The organism is Ruegeria sp. HKCCD6647-2 (genome assembly GCF_057221075.1).
Genome location: NZ_JBWVBD010000005.1, coordinates 123140 through 140008, shown reverse-complemented (window position 1 = coordinate 140008; position 16869 = coordinate 123140). Strand labels below are relative to the sequence as shown.

The 16869-nt window shown below is 56.3% G+C and carries 18 protein-coding genes; 6 read left to right on the top strand and 12 right to left on the bottom strand.

Annotated features, from left to right (window positions below; translation table 11 throughout):
* Window positions 1-26: 26 nt before the first annotated feature.
* From AC2TDJ_RS14550 to AC2TDJ_RS14530, 5 genes are all read right to left on the bottom strand, one after another.
* Entirely contained in the window at window positions 27-932 is a 906-nt protein-coding gene (locus AC2TDJ_RS14550; RefSeq protein ID WP_480843165.1) for a hypothetical protein, read from the bottom strand.
* 199 nt (window positions 933-1131) lie between these two features.
* Entirely contained in the window at window positions 1132-1926 is a 795-nt protein-coding gene (locus AC2TDJ_RS14545) for a lytic murein transglycosylase (protein WP_480843164.1), read from the bottom strand.
* Between the two features lie 90 nt (window positions 1927-2016).
* Window positions 2017-2295, bottom strand: coding sequence for a hypothetical protein (locus AC2TDJ_RS14540; RefSeq protein ID WP_480843163.1), 279 nt, complete (start codon window positions 2293-2295; stop codon window positions 2017-2019).
* 145 nt (window positions 2296-2440) lie between these two features.
* On the bottom strand, window positions 2441-3847 hold the full coding sequence (gene glnA / locus AC2TDJ_RS14535; RefSeq protein WP_480843162.1) for a type I glutamate--ammonia ligase: 1407 nt from the start codon (window positions 3845-3847) through the stop codon (window positions 2441-2443).
* Window positions 3848-3881: 34 nt separating this feature from the next.
* Window positions 3882-4220 carry a P-II family nitrogen regulator gene (locus tag AC2TDJ_RS14530; protein WP_480843161.1) on the bottom strand — a complete coding sequence of 113 codons (339 nt, stop codon included), beginning with the start codon at window positions 4218-4220 and terminating at the stop codon, window positions 3882-3884.
* Between the two features lie 169 nt (window positions 4221-4389).
* On the opposite strand from AC2TDJ_RS14530, the gene AC2TDJ_RS14525 reads away from it, so the two are divergent.
* From AC2TDJ_RS14525 to tig, 3 genes are all read left to right on the top strand, one after another.
* A complete protein-coding gene (locus tag AC2TDJ_RS14525) occupies window positions 4390-6033 on the top strand; it encodes an NAD(P)H-hydrate dehydratase (RefSeq protein WP_480843160.1) in 1644 nt (547 codons plus the stop codon).
* A 307-nt stretch (window positions 6034-6340) separates the two neighbouring features.
* Window positions 6341-7477, top strand: coding sequence for a porin (locus tag AC2TDJ_RS14520; protein WP_480843159.1), 1137 nt, complete (start codon window positions 6341-6343; stop codon window positions 7475-7477).
* Window positions 7478-7662: 185 nt separating this feature from the next.
* Window positions 7663-8994, top strand: coding sequence for a trigger factor (gene tig, locus AC2TDJ_RS14515; RefSeq protein ID WP_480843668.1), 1332 nt, complete (start codon window positions 7663-7665; stop codon window positions 8992-8994).
* Window positions 8995-9094: 100 nt separating this feature from the next.
* On the opposite strand, the gene AC2TDJ_RS14510 is transcribed toward tig, so the two are convergent.
* The 6 genes from AC2TDJ_RS14510 to rpsF all read right to left on the bottom strand — a co-directional run bounded on the left by AC2TDJ_RS14510 (window position 9095) and on the right by rpsF (window position 12929).
* Window positions 9095-9949 (bottom strand): acyl-homoserine-lactone synthase, encoded by an 855-nt coding sequence (locus AC2TDJ_RS14510; protein WP_480843158.1) that lies wholly within the window; start codon window positions 9947-9949, stop codon window positions 9095-9097.
* A 119-nt stretch (window positions 9950-10068) separates the two neighbouring features.
* A complete protein-coding gene (locus tag AC2TDJ_RS14505) occupies window positions 10069-10770 on the bottom strand; it encodes an autoinducer binding domain-containing protein (protein ID WP_480843157.1) in 702 nt (233 codons plus the stop codon).
* 278 nt (window positions 10771-11048) lie between these two features.
* Complete coding sequence (locus AC2TDJ_RS14500) at window positions 11049-11534, bottom strand: transglycosylase SLT domain-containing protein (RefSeq protein WP_480843156.1); 486 nt, start codon at window positions 11532-11534, stop codon at window positions 11049-11051.
* 153 nt (window positions 11535-11687) lie between these two features.
* A complete protein-coding gene (rplI, locus tag AC2TDJ_RS14495) occupies window positions 11688-12308 on the bottom strand; it encodes a 50S ribosomal protein L9 (protein ID WP_480843155.1) in 621 nt (206 codons plus the stop codon).
* Window positions 12309-12320: 12 nt separating this feature from the next.
* Window positions 12321-12548, bottom strand: coding sequence for a 30S ribosomal protein S18 (gene rpsR / locus AC2TDJ_RS14490; RefSeq protein ID WP_005608650.1), 228 nt, complete (start codon window positions 12546-12548; stop codon window positions 12321-12323).
* Window positions 12549-12575: 27 nt separating this feature from the next.
* Window positions 12576-12929, bottom strand: a complete 354-nt coding sequence (gene rpsF / locus AC2TDJ_RS14485; RefSeq protein WP_480843154.1) for a 30S ribosomal protein S6 — start codon at window positions 12927-12929, stop codon at window positions 12576-12578.
* A 269-nt stretch (window positions 12930-13198) separates the two neighbouring features.
* Between rpsF and AC2TDJ_RS14480 the strand changes: the two genes are divergently transcribed.
* Both AC2TDJ_RS14480 and AC2TDJ_RS14475 read left to right on the top strand, forming a co-directional pair.
* On the top strand, window positions 13199-13717 hold the full coding sequence (locus AC2TDJ_RS14480) for a hypothetical protein (protein ID WP_480843153.1): 519 nt from the start codon (window positions 13199-13201) through the stop codon (window positions 13715-13717).
* 126 nt (window positions 13718-13843) lie between these two features.
* Window positions 13844-14428: a YceI family protein gene (locus AC2TDJ_RS14475; protein ID WP_480843152.1), complete on the top strand. Its 585-nt coding sequence runs from the start codon at window positions 13844-13846 to the stop codon at window positions 14426-14428.
* A gap of 58 nt (window positions 14429-14486) precedes the next feature.
* On the opposite strand, the gene AC2TDJ_RS14470 is transcribed toward AC2TDJ_RS14475, so the two are convergent.
* Window positions 14487-15713 (bottom strand): cytochrome b/b6 domain-containing protein, encoded by a 1227-nt coding sequence (locus tag AC2TDJ_RS14470; RefSeq protein WP_480843151.1) that lies wholly within the window; start codon window positions 15711-15713, stop codon window positions 14487-14489.
* 175 nt (window positions 15714-15888) lie between these two features.
* Between AC2TDJ_RS14470 and fabD the strand changes: the two genes are divergently transcribed.
* Window positions 15889-16827: an ACP S-malonyltransferase gene (fabD, locus tag AC2TDJ_RS14465; RefSeq protein ID WP_480843150.1), complete on the top strand. Its 939-nt coding sequence runs from the start codon at window positions 15889-15891 to the stop codon at window positions 16825-16827.
* Window positions 16828-16869 lie beyond the last annotated feature (42 nt).

Here is a 16869-nt window from a genome sequence, read left to right as displayed (position 1 = left end):
CTCCTAGGAGGGTCTTGGTAATTTCTTTACATGCTGATCGCGTTTACAACGCCAGCAATCGCACCGCTGGTGTTGAGGCCGAAGATGGCTGTGGTCAGCGCCAGAACTTGTGTGTTGAGACGGAAATCCTCGCCGCGGATCAGGTTCACTGCCGCCATTGAGATCGCAATGGGGGCCGAAATGCTGGCCACTGCACCCGTCATTCCCCAGCTGGTCAAACGCAAAATATCGCTGGGGCGCTCAACGTCGTCCTGCGCAGAGACAGGGTCTTCCAACCGCAGTGGCGGTTCGGGTTCAGTTCGAAACGCGATACTCAGCAGCTGATCGTCCGTCAGCTTGATCGGACGCGGTTTAGGCTTAACCGGATCTACGACGTCTGCAACGGATTCCGGCAGTTTGATGCCAGCAAACTGTCCGCTGACCGAATTGAATATTTGCCTGCGGTCTCGGGGCTTGCGGGGGCTGAAGGAATCGAAAGCGCCGAGAAACTGTTCGACGGTAAGAACAGTATTGGGCGACAGCCATTCGATCCGCTGGGTCGAGCAGATATCGACCATCCGATAGAGCGTCACAACCAGCATCATCTCGGATATCTCGGTATCATCCAGCAGGTCCGACACCGGAGATATCGTAAGGGAAAGACGATTGCGGGGAATCGAGGGGGCGGAACGCGTCAGGGTCTTGAGGCCGGCAGCCCGGTCCATCCGCTCGTAACGGTCGGTTTCGTCAGAACCCTGAGTCTCGAGCGCAAGGCGCACCAGATATTGGCTTGAGACGATGCTGGCCTCGGTTGCGCTGAGCAACGCTTTGCGTTCAACCAGATGGCCGTAGTCTTCCAGCGTGGTTGCAACGATATCGCTGAACCGCTCCAGCGCTTTGTCAGCGTCGCCGCTGAACTGAAGGCCACCATGGTATCTGTGCTTTGCAGTCACAGCATTTTCCTTTGTCGCGTTCTTTCTGAAACAAGATGTTATCCAGCGATAAGGGGGAGAATTTGACGAAAATGGAAAAAAATCAAAATTCGGCAACATTGATTACGCCTTGGAAACCAAAGGAATTAAGGCTTCCTGTGATTACTGTGGCAGCAATGTGGCTAAAACTGGGGCAGGCTGTGACCGAAACCGGATCGGTCTAGTTGTCGATTCGTAGTGCCATAATGGCAATGGACTGTTGATAAACAGTTGCGGCGTTCCACTGTTTTATCACCTCGAAATTCGGTTGCCCGGGTTGGTAGCCCCGACCCGGTTTCCACCCTTTCTTTCGCAGGAAATTCGCGGTCGAGGCCAATGCGTCGGTCATATTGTAGAAATCCACGCGCCTGTCACCGGTGGCGTCCACACCATACTTTAGCGCATTGCCGGGCAGGAACTGAGTGTGGCCCAGTTCGCCATGTTTTGCCCCCTTTGTTGCCACTGTGATGCTGCCTGCATCGACCAGTTTCAGTGCCCCAATTGCATGGGGAATAAAGAACTCGGATCGGCGACAATCGTAGGCCAATGTCGTGATTGCTGAAACAATCTGGCTGTCGCCCATGAAGTTACCAAAGCCTGTTTCCATTCCGTGAATGGCGATCAGAACACCGGCCGGAACGCCGTACTGGCGTTCCAGCGCGGCGTAGAATTGTGGATTGGCGGCCTTTCTCTTGCGCCCCTGGGCCACGATCGTGTTGGCGCCGCGCACCTGCATGAACTTGTCCAGCGAATATCTGAAACTTTTCTGATTGCGATCCGCCGCGATCGTGCGGGTGGCGTACTGAGCTTGCGCCAGAGCTTGCAAACCCTTTTTCTTGACGCCGGCCTTGCGAGCCTGTTTGGAGAAGTCCTTCTTCCACTCTTCAAACCCGTTGCCTGTATTCCCGCATGGTGCGGCCAAGGCCGCAATGGGCAGGGTGAGAGCAGCAACAAGTAGCAAAGCGAGGCGCGACATGCGTTTTATCCTGTGGAAGCAGAAAACTCCCGTCGGGTTGGTGCATTTGGTGTGATGAAAGAACACTGGCCCAGGCAATTCAAAGACAGCCTATAATCCGCGCTGCAGGTCTTCCGCAGTCAACACGGGTTGAATCTCGATTGACGCGTTCAAAGCAGCGAACAATGGCTCGTTGATGACTGGCATGCGGGCCTGATCGCTTTCTTCAAATACCACGATGCCCATGCGTTTCCCGTGCTCAAGCGCAAAATAGGCCGCTTCGGCATTGACCTCTTTCACCAGTGCGTCAATTGCCTGCCCCAAGGTGCCGTCCCTTTCAGCCTGATTGCCTTTTTCAACCGGGATCGTGAATTTCAGCATCAGACGCATTGCTTTTTCCTCGGGCAAATAAACTGTTCAATGCGGAAAAGCTGTTACGTTCTCGCGCGCCAGTCAAGGTGCTTGACGGTGTCAGCCCTGGAATAACAAAAGGGCGCCCAAATGGCGCCCTTCCGTTTTTCCGCTAACCTTGTGCTTAGCAGCTGTAGTACATGCCGTACTCAACCGGGTGCGGGGTGTGCTCGTAGGTTTCGACCTCTTCCATCTTCAGTGCGATGTAGCCGTCGATCTGGTCCTTGGTGAACACGTCGCCCTGCAGCAGGAAGTCGTGATCCGATGCCAGAGCTTCCAGAGCCTCACGCAGGCTGCCGCAAACGGTCGGGATATCAGCCAGTTCTTCGGCAGGCAGATCGTACAGGTTCTTGTCCATGGCTTCGCCCGGATCGATCTTGTTCTTGATGCCGTCCAGACCGGCCATCAACAACGCGGCAAACGCCAGGTAGGGGTTTGCGGCCGGATCGGGGAAGCGAGCCTCGACGCGCTTGGCTTTCGGGCTTTCGGTCCACGGAATACGGACACAACCCGAACGGTTTCGGGCCGAATAGGCGCGCAGAACAGGGGCTTCAAAACCCGGGATCAGGCGTTTGTAGCTGTTGGTCGACGGGTTGGTGAAGGCGTTCAGGGTTTTGGCGTGCTTGAGAACACCACCGATGAACCACAGGGCTTCGTCCGACAGGTCAGCATACTTGTCGCCCGCGAAGAGCGGTTTGCCGTCTTTCCAGATCGACATGTTCACGTGCATGCCGGTGCCGTTGTCACCTGCAATCGGTTTCGGCATGAACGTAGCCGATTTGCCGTAGGCGTGCGCAACGTTGTGGATGACGTACTTGTATTTCTGCAGTTCGTCGGCCTGCTTGGTCAGGCTGTCGAAGATCAGGCCCAGTTCGTGCTGGCAGGACGCAACCTCGTGGTGGTGCTTGTCGACCTTCATGCCCAGACGCTTCATGGTCGACAGCATTTCAGAACGCAGGTCCTGTGCTTCGTCAATCGGGTTGACCGGGAAGTAACCACCCTTGACGCCCGGACGATGGCCCATGTTGCCCATCTCGTACTCGGTGTCGGTGTTCCACGATGCGTCGGTTGCATCAACTTCGTACGATACTTTGTTGATAGTGTTCGAGAAACGAACGTCGTCGAACAGGAAGAATTCAGCTTCGGGACCGAAGAATGCTGCATCGCCAATGCCTGATGCCTTCAGGTATGCTTCGGCTTTCTGAGCGGTGCCGCGCGGATCACGCTCATAAGCTTCGCCAGTGTCGGGCTCGACAACCGAGCAATGTACGCAGATGGTTTTTTCGGCGTAGAACGGATCGACATAGGCGCTGTCGGTGTCGACCATCAGCTTCATGTCCGATGCTTCGATCGACTTCCAGCCCGCAATGGACGAACCGTCGAACATAAAGCCTTCTTCCAGGAAGTCCTCGTCAACCTGGTCGGCCATCAGGGTCACGTGCTGCAACTTGCCGCGCGGGTCGGTAAAGCGAACATCGACGTATTCGGCGCCTTCGTCCTTGATCAGCTGAAGAACTGCGTCCTTGCTCATACTCTTGTTTCCTCTGATTTGAAGATTGGTCTTGTTACAGTGCTTCCGAACCGGTCTCACCGGTACGGATGCGAATGGCTTGTTCAACGGGCGAGACGAAGATCTTGCCGTCGCCGATCTTGTCAGTTTTTGCGGCCGAGACGATGGCGTCGATTGCTGCATCGACCTGATCGTCGTCCAGAACGACTTCGACCTTTACCTTGGGCAGAAAGTCGACAACGTATTCCGCACCGCGATACAGTTCGGTGTGGCCCTTTTGACGGCCGAACCCTTTTACCTCGATCACGCTGAGGCCTTGGATGCCGACGTCCTGCAATGCCTCTTTCACTTCGTCCAGTTTGAACGGCTTGATGATCGCTTCGATCTTTTTCATCCCGGCTCACCTCACATGGTTGTCACGACCGCACTGATCACGTCTAAGATCGTGCGGCAATGTGATTGCGGATTTGGCCGCAATCCTATGCACTGAAATCAGGTGGTGGGTTATTTTTTAGCCGTGTTGCACAAAAAGTAATCGAAATTGAATCTCGCAGGGGTTTGAGATGACGGAATTGCTGACAGCGGCACAGATGCGGGCGTTAGAACAGGCGGCGATTGAGTCCGGTGAGGTGACTGGTCTGGAGCTGATGGAACGCGCCGGTCGTGGCGTTGTCGAGGCTATTTTCGAAGAGTGGCCGGAGCTGAAAAGGCGAGGGGCCAGCCCCTCGCGCTCCCCGGAGTATTTGGGAAAAGATGAAGACCAGCCGTTGCAGGGTGTCGTGCTGTGCGGGCCGGGCAACAACGGTGGAGACGGCTTTGTCGTTGCGCGACTGCTGCATGACATGGGATGGGATGTAGAAGTTCTTCTGCATGGTGATCCTTCGAAATTACCCCCGGATGCCAGGACGAATTTCGAACGGTGGCGGGGCCGCGTCGTCGATGTCAACAATCTGGCTGAAGCCAGAATACCGCATCCGGACCTTCAGGTTGATGCGCTGTTCGGCACGGGTCTTACACGGCCGGTGGATGATCCTGCATTATGTGAGGTCCTCTGGGCGCATGATGATGCCGAAACCGCATGGGATATGCGCGACAGCGGGGCCGGTACGGAGATAGTGCCGCCGCGTACAGTTGCGATAGATATGCCGTCGGGGCTGTGTTCGGATTCAGGTAAGGTTCTGGGTGGCGTTTTTCCGGAACATGGGCGGCGCTGTGCCAGATCGGCACTCACCGTGACGTTCCATTCGAGGAAAACCGGACACACGCTTGACGAGGCACACGTGTATTGCGGCAGGCTGGTTGTCAAAGATATCGGGCTGAAATCCGATGGTGACAATGGTGATGTCGTGACCTTGGTGGGGCAACCGTTACGCAGCTGGCTGGAGAAAGGCCGGACAGGTCACAAATACGCGCACGGGCACGTATTGGTGCTTTCGGGTGGGCCGGGTGCAACAGGTGCGGCGCGGTTGGCGGCGCGTGGGGCTCTGCGGACGGGGGCGGGGTTGGTAACACTTGGAGTGCCTCCTTCGGCGCAGTTGGAGGTGGCGAGCCAGATTACGGCGATCATGCTGCGCCGGATTGAGGATGCGGAAGCCTTGTCCGGCGTTTTGCAGGATGAACGGTTGAATGCGCTGTGTCTGGGACCGGGGCTCGGCATGGAGCGCGCGTCGGCTTTGGTCCCTGCGGCACTTGCGGCTGGCCGTGGCACTGTGCTCGATGCCGACGCCTTGTCTGCTTTTGAAGATGATCCTGAAGCTTTGTTCGACCTTTTGCATGAGGACTGTGTCCTCACGCCACATGCCGGCGAGTTTGCACGGCTTTTTCCCGATATCGCCCGAAAACTGTCCGCAGTTCCGGACAAAGGCCCGGCCTATTCCAAGGTGGACGCAACCCGCGAGGCGGCAGAACGGGCTGGGTGTGTGGTTCTGTTCAAGGGGCCCGACACGGTGATAGCCGCGCCCGACGGGCGGTGTGCGATCAATTCGGCCCATTACGAGCGTTCTGCACCGTGGCTTGCGACAGCGGGTTCCGGCGACGTTCTGGCCGGATTTATCACCGGGTTGCTGGCGCGGGGATTTGAACCCATGCAAGCCGCTGAAACGGCTGCCTGGCTGCACGTTGAATGCGCACTAACGTTTGGCCCGGGTCTGATTGCGGAAGACCTGCCCGAGCAGCTTCCTGCCATATTCAGAGAACTTGATATCTAGTAATGATCGGCGATAAATGGCCGAAGGCTGCAAAAAGTGGCAAGCTTTCGCCGCTGTGTCCCGGCACATGCATGGCGGGTGTTTGCAAGACGCAGAGCTCGGCGTCAGAATTTCCTTGGGCTTGGCATCGGTTTCATCGTACCTAAGCTTTAAAGCATTGATAATGAGAAATAATCGCCACGGTTTTTTGAGAGGGCTGTGGCTGAAAAGCAATGAAGGCAGAACTTGAATGGGCCATCTCTGGAAACACAAATTTTTGTGATCATCTGGCAGTATGTAACAACCCGAACCATTCATGGTGGACGACATGACAGTGAGTTTAAAGCGAACTTCCATCGCGGCGATTCTGGCCGCGACGACGGCAATTCCCGCAGCCGCCGAGCTGAAGTATGACAACAACAGCGGTGGCTATGTGCTGTTATACGGTCAGTTGCACCCGGCCCTGATCTCGGTGGATGACGGGCAGCAGACCGAGACACGGGTTCTGGACCATAATCTGTCGAACAGCCGGGTCGGGCTGCGCCTGTTGCAACCATATGGCAGCAACGAATTTACATTTCGTTTCGAAACCGGGTTGGGTCTGCCAAATTCCAGTGAATGGAGCCAGCTCGGCACGAATTTCAGTGGCTGGACGCGCGAAGATATCCGCCACGTGGATTTTGCCCTTGGAAACGAGGACTGGGGTAAAGTTTCAGCCGGGCAGGGCAGTATGGCCTCGGACGGTGCGGCTGAAGTTGATGCCTCTTATGTCGGTACGGCGCTCTATGCGTTTACCAATGATGAAAACTCGGGCTTTTTCTATCGAAATGTGAACGGCATGCTGAGCAACATTACAGTTGGCGACAGCAGCGACGATTTCGATGGCTCTCGCAGAGGGCGGGTTCGGTATGACACGCCTGAATTCGGTGGCGGCTTCACGGCAGCAATTGCGTACGGCCAGAACATTCTGTCCTCAAGCGACGACGATGACTACTATGACGCGGCGCTGTACTATGACAGAACGCTTGCAAACGGAGCCTTGGTCAAGGGTGGCCTGGCCTATGCGGTGCGCGACCGTGCCGACAACTCGGGCAACCGAAAGGATGTGATCGGGTCGGCGTCGGTTCTATTGAAAAGTGGCCTGAGTTTCACGGTCGCTGCAGGTAACCGCGATGATGAGCGAGCCGGAGCAAGCGATCCGAATTATTTCTACGGCAAGATAGGCTACGAGGAAGACAACCTGATAGCTTGGGGTAAAACCGGCTTCGGTTTCGACTACTATGATGGTGCGGATTTCAACAGCACCGGTTCCTCGACCAGCGCATGGGGTATTGCCGTCATTCAGGAAATCAAGAGCATCAATACCGAAGCCTATCTCAAGTACCGCGTGCATGACTTTGAAGACAGCACGTCCTCGTTCGACAAAAACGAGGCCTGGGTGCTGGGGGCACTCTGGAAGTTCTGACGTTGTTTCCCTGTCAACTGGACGCGCCCCGGTTTCATCCGGGGCGTTTTTTTGTCCGATAAGACGGCAAATGAAGGCTCATTAGACCTTTGCCTCTTGCACGCGGGCGGCTGGGCAAATAGAAGGCGTCAAATTTGCCCGGCGCGCCCTTTTTGCGCGCCCCGAATCCTATGGGGACTACCATAATGCAGGTAACCGAGACGCTGAACGAAGGTCTGAAACGCGGCTACAACATTGTTGTGACCGCAGCCGAGCTGGACGACAAGGTCAACGAGAAACTGACTGAAGCGCAGCCTGAAATCGAAATGAAGGGTTTCCGCAAGGGCAAGGTGCCGATGGCACTGCTGAAGAAGCAGTTTGGCCAGCGCCTGCTGGGCGAAGCGATGCAGGAATCCATCGACGGCGCGATGAACCAGCACTTCGAGGACAGCGGCGAACGCCCCGCGCTGCAGCCTGAGGTCAAGATGACCAACGAGGACTGGAAAGAAGGCGACGATGTCGAGGTCGCGATGTCCTATGAAGCGCTGCCTGAAATCCCTGAAGTTGACCTGAAATCGCTCGAGCTGGAGAAGCTGGTTGTCAAAGCCGATGACGCTGCCGTTGAAGAGGCGCTGAACAATCTGGCGGAAACCGCACAAAACTTCAAAGCGCGCCGCAAAGGCTCGAAAGCCAAGGATGGCGACCAGATTGTGTTCGACTTTGTAGGTTCGGTCGACGGCGAAGAGTTCGAGGGCGGATCGGCCGAAGATTATCCGCTGGTTCTGGGTTCGAACAGCTTCATCCCCGGCTTCGAAGAGCAGCTGGTCGGCGTCAAAGCTGAAGAAGTGAAAGACGTCAACGTTACTTTCCCTGCCGAATACGGTGCCGAGCACCTGGCCGGCAAAGACGCTGTGTTCACCTGCACCATCAAGGAGGTGAAGGAACCGGTTGCCGCCGAAATCGATGACGAACTGGCCACGAAATTCGGCGCAGAGGACCTGGCCGCTCTGAAAAGTCAGATCTCAGAGCGTCTGGAAGCCGAATATGCCGGCGCCGCACGTGCTGTCATGAAGCGTGCCTTGCTGGATGCGCTGGACGAGAAAGTGTCCTTCGACCTGCCGCCATCGCTGGTCGACGCTGAGGCAAAGCAAATCGCGCATCAGCTGTGGCATGAAGAAAACCCCGAGGTTGAAGGCCACGATCACGACCCGATCGAACCGACCGAAGAGCACACCAAACTGGCCGAGCGTCGTGTGCGTCTGGGCCTGCTGCTGGCCGAGCTGGGCCAGAAGGCCGAAGTTGAAGTCACCGATTCCGAAATGACTCAGGCGATCATGAATCAGGCGCGTCAGTACCCGGGCCAGGAGCGTCAGTTCTTCGAATTCGTGCAGCAGAACGCTCAGATGCAGCAGCAATTGCGCGCACCGATCTTCGAAGACAAGGTTGTCGATTATGTCTTCGAACTGGCGCAGGTGACTGACAAAGAAGTCAGCAAAGACGATCTGCAAAAGGCCGTTGAAGCGCTGGAAGTGGAATAACCCAATTTTCCCTTTCTCCCAAAGGGGCAAAATAAAAGCGGAGCCGTCTGACCTTGGACGGCTCCGCATGGGTGGCTTTTGAACTCATGAGGTGAGGGGGTCAGGCCTCATTAGCAAAAGCACGGGGGGTTCCGAGCAGAGCGGACCTTTGCTCTGGCGTGAATCTGTCCGTAAGTTCCTCGATCAACTTGAGAACCGCCTCCTTTTCGGCTTCGGTCTGGGCAGCGCTCATCTGCTCCACGAAGTATTTCTCAAGTTCGGTCAGTGGCTTATGGTCGCGATTGGCTGGGCTTTTTTCCGCGGCCTTTTTGGCTTCGAACATTGCCAGCGCGTTTTCTTCATCGATGAACACATCCTCGTGGATGCCGGCAAACTCGCGAATGTTCGAGATGCGCTCTTCCGTGCAATCCAGCAACGCTGCCAGCGCCGGGACCTTGCCCATTGGCACAGTCTTTCCGACATAGTCGTAAGGCGCGCAGTTCGACCGTTTGAGAACGCGATCCATAACCGGATCAATCACGGTAATAATATCCTTAATACCCGCGCTGCGAGCGTATTCAAGCGAGCCGATCATCAGTTCGCAGGTGGCATAGGACACCGAGTTCTTTTCTTTACCGCGTGTCAGACGCTGCGTGTCGACGCAGAACCGTGTGGATTCCCACATCGTGGCGCTGCGGATCGGTGCCTCGCCGCACAGAATAGCCGAGAATACATCTGACAGCATGTGCGGACCTGTGGTCTGGAGTGCACGCACGGCAGCGACGACATTCCCCCCGTCGTCGAGGCCGATCACATAAGCAGGATCCAGGTGATCGAACTGATCGATTTCCTTGCCATCTTCGATGTTAACGTCCCAACCGAGACGTCCCCCGAAAACCCTGGCCCTCAGTTCGAACATGTCGTCGAGAACCTCGCTGAACAGATGTCTGTTCAGCCCGTCAACTACTAAGATCATATCATCCCCCTTCGAGTGGTATGTCGGTGACAGTAACGTTACCGGTTTCCCACAGCGAATCTATTGGGGGTTTCCCGTAATCTCGGCCATTTCAAGCCCAAAAATTTTCGAATTTGGCTTTAGCCAGGGTAAATTAACCCGATTCCAATTGCCCGTCCGACCGCCTGTGGCGTTGTCAGCGCGTTCAGTTTCTCGCGCGCGGACCGCAAATGCACCTCAACCGTGCGGTGCGAAATGGACAAAATGTCTCCGATATCCTGCTGCGATTTTCCGGCTGCGGCCCACTGAAGTATCTCCAGCTCTCTGCTTGACAGAGTGGGGTGGTACAGCATCCGGCTGAGGGCGTCGGATGTCATGACGTTGTCATGAATATGCACAGCCAGCGACTGCAGATCGCTGATAACGTTGGGGACGAGTTTTTTCCATTCATCGCGGCTGCAATCGCGTGTTGCGCTCAGCAATCCGATATCGCCATAGGGGCCGCGAACCGGAATGGTAATGCCCTGATCCGGAATCCCGAAGTCATGAGCGTCCCGGAATACCCGTTGAAAATTCTTGCTACGTTCCAGCCGGCTCCAGTCCACCGGAGCAATGCTGCGCTGGCTCATGTGCAATGTCGGATCGATCAGGTGCAGGCCCTGTTCCTGGTAATGGACTTTCCAGTCGTCCCCATAGGTCACATGCCCATGTATGGTGCCGGCAGCCGGGTTCATGCCCGCATATGCGGCATGATCCATCTCGAATTTGTCGCAGACCTGCTTAAGGAACTCATCGTAATGAGTATCCTCTTGGGGAAGGGTGCTGAGATCTACAATTTCCATAAGGTTAACTACCTAAACCCGACGGTACGGGCGACCCCAATTACGCCAGGCAAAATTCTCCCACCCTCCTAGCGCTGTTTAAAACACCATATTTTCAGGTATATGACAAGAAGATGTGGTAAATGTCTGCCTTTTAGAGAAACATGCTCTCTAATTGCACGTTTTTATTAAGTTTTTGGTGCGGCGTTCAGTGGATACCCGGCTGGAGCTACGGAAAACCGGTATTGATCAACCTTGATATGCGTGCACCTTTGGTAGGTTTTGCGCGTTTTTCAAGCTTATTCGGCAGCCGGGACCAGACCGGTTTCTACCAGCATTCCGCGTTTCTTGGCCTCGGGATAATAGCCCTTGGCATACAGGAAAATGGCGCGCTGTTGGTCGCCGTCGGACAGCAGCCAGGCGCCGCGCAGGTACTTTCCGGCGAATTCCAGGTTGGTGTCGGCGTCCAGCAGCCCTTGGGCATTGCCCTTGTATCCCATGGAACGAGCGGTTGCCGGGAGGATTTGCAGCAACCCATAATAGGGGCGGTTTACAGCCCAGGGTCGGTGCGTACTTTCCCGGATTGCAAGCTTGTGAACCAATTCGCGTGGAATGTCGTATTCATCCGCCCATTTGTTGATCGAGGCCCGCAATTCGGGTGTTTCGTTTGGATAAAGCGGTGGATTGAATGTATCAGCGCGGTCTGCCGTGTTGGGTCCGCCGCAGGCGGCAAGAGGTGCCAGCAACAGAAAGGTTAGCAGACTGCGGCGAAAGGTATTTGTCATTAAAACTCTCCCGGACATTGCGGCGATATTAGGCGGGCAGGACCGGGCCGCAAGCTAAAGGCGTTGATCAGGCAGAAACTTGCGCGCAAAACGTGCAAAAAATAAGGCCGCGCTGAAACAGCGCGGCCCCAAATTTTCTCGATGGCAGCCCGATCAGGATTTTGCTTCGTCTTCTTCGGCCGGAGCTTCTTCGGTTACCAGCTCTTCGTCTTCCGAAGCGGCCGAACCGATGTCGTCGAACAGTTCGGCGATCTCGAATTCAGCGGCGGCTTCTTCTTCAGCTGCCAGTTCCTGAATCGATTTACCAGATGCCTGCAGTTCGGCTTCTTCTTCCGAACGGGCGACGTTCATCTTGATTTCGACTTCGACTTCGGGGTGCAGGTTAACTGCTACCGAATGCAGGCCCAGCTCCTTGATCGGCGCGACCAGAGCGATCTGCTTCTTGTCGACGGTGAAGCCGGCCTCGGTCGCGGCGTCTGCAGCGTCACGCGGAGTGACCGAGCCGTACAGAGCACCAGCATCGGACGCCGAACGAATCACGATGAACTGCTGGCCGTCCAGCTTTTCAGCCAGTGCTTCAGCTTCTTTCTTGGTTTCCAGGTTGCGGGCCTCAAGCTGCGCTTTCTGGGCTTCGAACGAGGCAATGTTGGCCTCGGACGCGCTCAGCGCTTTGCCTTGGGGCAGCAGGAAGTTGCGGGCAAAGCCGGGCTTGACGTCAACGACGTCGCCCATCTGACCCAGTTTCGCAACACGTTCCAGAAGGATAACTTGCATGTCAGTCTCTCCTTACTTCACGGCGTAGGGCAGCAGGGCGAGGAAACGCGCGCGCTTGATAGCACGGGCCAGTTCACGCTGCTTTTTCGCCGAAACGGCGGTGATGCGCGAAGGAACGATCTTGCCGCGCTCAGAGATGTAGCGCTGCAGCAGACGGGTGTCCTTGTAGTCGATTTTCGGCGCGTTCTCACCCGAGAACGGGCAGACCTTGCGGCGGCGGAAAAATGGTTTTGCGGCCATGGTTTATGTCCTTATCTCAGGCGTTGATCAACGACGCTCGCGGCGGTCGCCACGGTCGTCACGTTTCTGCATCTGAACCGACGGGCCGTCTTCGTGACCGTCGACCTTGATGGTCAGAACGCGCATGACATCTTCGTGCAGACGCATCAGGCGCTCCATCTCCTGAACCGCACCCGAAGGGGCGTCGGTTTTCAGAAACGCGTAGTGACCTTTGCGGTTCTTGTTGATCTTGTAGGCCATCGTCTTGACACCCCAGTACTCGCTGTCGACGAGGTTGCCGCCATTGTCGGACAGCACGGTGCCAAAGTGTTCGATCAGGCTTTCGGCCTGCGCGTTGGACAGGTCCTGACGCGCGATCATTACATGCTCATACAGTGGCATGTTCACTCCTGTTTATATCAAGGCGCATTTCAAAGGCGGGGCTGTCCGATCCTTCGCGACCCTGCCACGAGAGGCTGCGCGATTCATGTGTATTGCGAAGGATGGCCCCATATACACGTTTCCGCGCGAGGGGCAAGCCCTGCCACATATGCCATTGTGAAGTCGCCCTATTTCCATTGCACCGCCCAATTCCTGACGCTTTTCGACCCGAGGTTGTTCATTAAGCCGGGAGCACCCGGACCACCGGAACTAAAGACAGGGCGAGACAAATGGCCGTGACGAATACGAATACCATCAAGCAAGCCGCGACCGGCGCCGCTTTTGACAAATCCGTACCCGTTCTGATCACATTTGCGCCGAACTGGAAAGCACGGATGATCCTTTTCCGTGTCATTGGCGCCTTTATGATCGTATCGGCCTTTTCAATGTGGTTGATGCCCGGATCGGTTATGGGAACCGACGTTTGGCCGATCAAACTGGCTGCATCACTTATGTTCCTGATCGCAGGTGTCAGCCTGTTGACCATCGAAATTCTGGACGCCCGCCCGGATGCCTATTTCGATCCGATCCGTCGCGAAGTGCGCATTTTGCAGAAGAATGAAAACGGACGCCCCCAAACCGTGCTGCGCCGCAGCTATGACTCGCTGGGAGGTGCGCGGTTTGACGAAGGTCAGGTGGAACTGTTCGACGTGGACGGTAGCCTGCTGATGAAGCTGCCGCTGGAATCGGCGGATGTCAGCCGGGCGCTGAAAGGGCAGTTGAGCCAAAACGTTCCGATTTTCGCGTAAATTCCGATCTGTTCAAAAAGGAACAGAAATTGTGAATCTATTGACCTTGTGTGCCGCCCTTGGGCGGCACATTTACTTTGGCGAGCAACCCGTTCGGTTTGCATTCACAAAATTGCGGAGATTGTTATGAAATCCACCCTTCTTGCTGCTGCTCTGGCCGTATCGGCGACTTCGGCGTTTGCTGTCGATGACAAAAGTGCCGAGAAGTACATTCTGGATCCCAGCCACAGCCAGGTCGTATTCTCATACAACCACCTTGGGTATTCCACCACGACCGGCATGTTCTCGGGCTTTGAAGGCGAAATCATGTTCGACCAGAAAAATCCGGCCGAGTCGAGCGTGAGCGTTTCCCTGCCTGTTGTCGAAATGATCACCGGTTGGAAGCCGCGCGAAGATCACTTTATGACCGACGACTTTTTTGGTGCAGCCGAGGGCGACCTTGTTACTTTCACGTCGACCGGGATCGAGGTCACTGGTGAAAACACAGCGAATATCACCGGCGATCTGACCATGAACGGTGTGACCAAGTCGGTCGTTCTGGATGCCAAGCTGAACCAGGTGGGTAATCACCCGATGGCCAACAAACCCTGGGCCGGTTTTGATGCCACCACCACTCTGATACGCAGCGATTTTGATCTCGGCCAATTCGCACCATTTGTCAGCGACGAGGTTGAGGTCAAAATTTCGATCGAGGCGCAGAAGGCCGAGTAACTTGGAGCCGAGCCCCCGAAATGGAAACCGCCGGAGCCGTCAGCCCCGGCGGTTTTCTTTATTCTGCACGGGTTGCTGTCAGTTCGATTGAGACGGCAACCCCAAAACCCAGCGACTCTTCGGTCGGTTGAGATTCACCGACATTGAAATCGAGGCGGTTAAGGTCAACGACCCCGGTCACGCCAGCTGTGTCGCCCTGAATGTCCAGTGTGAATGGCAAGATGATATCCAGCGTTTGGTCACGGATGGTCAGCGGCCCGCGGGCCTCGAATCCTGAATCCGTTTTGTACAGGTCGGCCTTGAAAGTGGCGGTCGGAAAGCTGGAGGCATCAAAGAAGTCTGCGCCTTTGGCCTGATCCGAGACCGTGCCCAGGCTCAGAGAGCCAATCGCAATGGTGACATTGGCCGAGCCTGCGAGGCCTGGCTCAGTGGGTTCTTCAAAAGCGATGGCTGCTGTCCAGTCGGCAAATGTGCCGGTCACCGGGCTTCCAAGCTGTGTGATTGTGATCGACAGGGTACCGTCCTGAACCTGCCACTCAGACTGAACCTCGGTCAGTTCGGCCGTGTCGGTGTCTGCATCAGAATGGTGAGTGAAAACGCCCGCAAACCAGCCGCCGACCAGAACCGCGATCCAGACAACCAATGCAGCCATAACGGGAAGGGCGGAGTGTTCCTGCTGAGGCGGTTCAGGTGCGTCGGCGCGGCCCGGCAGCATCCGACTGAGAGTGCTGTCCTTGTCGACGACATGATGCTTCAACGCGCCGAGAATGTGCAGGGCCAGTGCGCCAAGCAGCACCCAGATGAACAGCCAGTGCAGGTCGGCAACAAACTCTGACAGGGCCGCCGACTTGGGAATGAAGGGCAGGTTTTGTCCGATTGGCCAAAGGATGGGCGCAAACCCCTCGGCCGAGGCGTGGTGAATCCATCCCGTCAGCGGCACCAGAACGAGCGAGGCATAAAGCAACCAGTGCACCGTTTCGGCGGCGAAGGCCTCAGGCTTGTTCTCGGCATTCAGAAGACCGGGTTTTGTTTGCGTTACTGCCCAGAGGATTCGGGCCAACGCGACAAAAAAAACCGAAACACCGACGGTTTTATGTACCGAGAACAGGCGTGCCGCCCGGGTGATGTCGTCCTCGGTTGTCGGAACGGCCGGGTCAAATACCGCATGTGCCAGGTTTTCGGCGACAAAACCCAGCGGAAGCGCGGTGAAGATCAACAAGGCCGTCAGCCAGTGAAAGGTCTTAGTTACGCTGCCGTAACTGGAAAAGGAATTGGTCGATGCCATGGATTGAACGCTCCGGGATTCGGTGGTTGCGCTCAACGTAAAGCTGGCGGGAATTGACACAAGTATGAGAGAACGCACAGCAATGGTGCCCGAATGCAGAAAGCAGGCAACGCTTGTGCCAGACGGTCAGTCAGTTTACACCCCGCCGCAACCTGACGACATCCAAGAGGCAACAATGACACGCGCGTTCGTTTTTCCCGGGCAAGGCGCCCAGACCATAGGAATGGGCAAAGCTCTGGCCGAGGCATACCCGGCCGCCCAGGCCGTTTTCGATGAGGTCGACGAAGCCCTGAGTGAAAAGCTGAGCACATTGATCTGGGATGGTGATATTGCAGATCTGACCTTGACCGAAAACGCGCAACCTGCGCTGATGGCAACCTCGATGGCGGCCATGCGCGCGCTTGAGGCAGAAGGTGTTGCGATCACCGATGCGGCCTTTGTTGCGGGGCATTCTTTGGGAGAATACTCGGCGCTTGCTGCTGCGGGCTCGTTATCGGTTGGCGATACGGCCCGTTTGTTGCGGACCCGTGGTCTGGCCATGCAAAGTGCCGTGCCGGTGGGCGAGGGCGCGATGGCCGCCATTCTTGGGTTGGATCTGGACGCTGTGCGCGCGGTGGCCGAGGAGGCCGCGCAGGGTGAAGTGTGCCAGGCGGCCAACGACAACGATCCGACACAGGTTGTGGTGTCAGGCGCGAAGGCTGCTGTTGAGCGTGCAGCCGAAATCGCCAAAGAGAAGGGCGCGAAGCGGGCAGTGATGCTTCCGGTCAGCGCTCCTTTCCACTGCGCGCTGATGCAACCGGCCGCCGATGCGATGGCCGAGGCTTTAGCCGATGTTCAGATCAAAGCGCCGGCGGTTCCTCTGATTGCCAATGTTCGGGCCGAAGCGGTCACTGATCCGGACTTGATCCGCACACTCCTCGTCGAACAGGTCACCGGTTCGGTTCGGTGGCGTGAAAGCGTTCAGTATATGGCGGTGCAGGGCGTGACCGAGACTTGGGAGATCGGTGCCGGCAAGGCGCTGTCCGGTATGATCCGAAAGATCGACCGCGCCATTGCGGGCAAAGCGGTTGGATCTCCGGAAGATGTTCAAAAGGCCGTTCAGGTCGAAGAGTAACCTAAAGACTGCGTCAACAACGACGAGACAAGAGGGAAACCG